The organism is Vibrio sp. 2130-1 (genome assembly GCF_033339515.1).
The window spans coordinates 1-929 of sequence record NZ_JAWOUT010000117.1 but is presented as its reverse complement, the minus strand read 5'-3'; the positions used below and the strand labels follow the sequence as shown (position 1 = coordinate 929).

The following is a 929-nucleotide window of genomic DNA, read 5'->3' as shown; positions in this document are numbered from 1 at the left end:
TTCCCTTATTTAAAACTGTTGCCAGCTTGATAGCGAAACTTTAGGAAGTTCTGCGCATTGCTTAGAATTTGGAATGCCGCTTTTAGATTACGACGTTCGAAATCGGACATGTTTTCTGGCTCGATGTTGTTATCCGGCTCGTCGCCATATTCAATATCCAAGGCTTGGTGACGGATTCGAACCATATAGATAAGCTCCATCGCATCTCGCAAGTCCATTCCTCGCCCTTTTGGCAGAATCCCGGCGTCATTAATGTCGTCTAATCGATCAAACGAGTTTTGCGAGCGCGAACCAATCGCCAAGGCATGCACTCGAATCAAATCTGCCAGCGGCGCGGTACCGCGTCGTTTAAGGTTGATAGAGTTGCGATGACGCCCATCTTTCTCCATCACGAAATCTTTAAAAAATCCTAACGGCGGCGTTCTTCGAATTGCGTTGTAAGCCATACAAGCCAAAAATCGATTGTTCTTTTTGGCTCGTCTGACAATAAAGCTGCTCAGTTGCTCTGCCCATTTCACCCGGCCATGAATCCCTAGCAAATCGAAGAAAATATTGCTGTTGAGCAACCTTTCTGGCGTCGGATGATCGATCCAATCGCCAAAGCACTCTTCCCATTGCGATTTGGTTTTTCGCCATTCAGGATTGGTAGCCATAATGTCGCCCGTACAATAGGTATAGCCGCATGCCGCCAATCCATCACATACAAATTTCGCAAACTGCGCGAAATATTCGCCGTGCTTGTCAGGATCGTAACTGTCATCAAGAATCAGCGCGTTATCTTGGTCAGTGACAATGAGCTGCTCATCTCGCGCCATCGATCCCATCGCAACCAGACAGTATGGAATTGGGGCAGGACCAAGCTCTTGCTCGGCGAGTTCCGCCAATCGTTGCTTAAAGCTGCTACCAATCACCGACATCGCTCGTCCAAT

1 protein-coding gene is annotated in these 929 nt (G+C 47.9%); it reads right to left on the bottom strand.

What is annotated here, in order from left to right:
• Positions 1-5 precede the first annotated feature (5 nt).
• A partial coding sequence (locus R7Q09_RS24605; RefSeq protein WP_318143755.1) for a DUF294 nucleotidyltransferase-like domain-containing protein occupies positions 6-929 on the bottom strand: 924 nt, incomplete at its 5' end.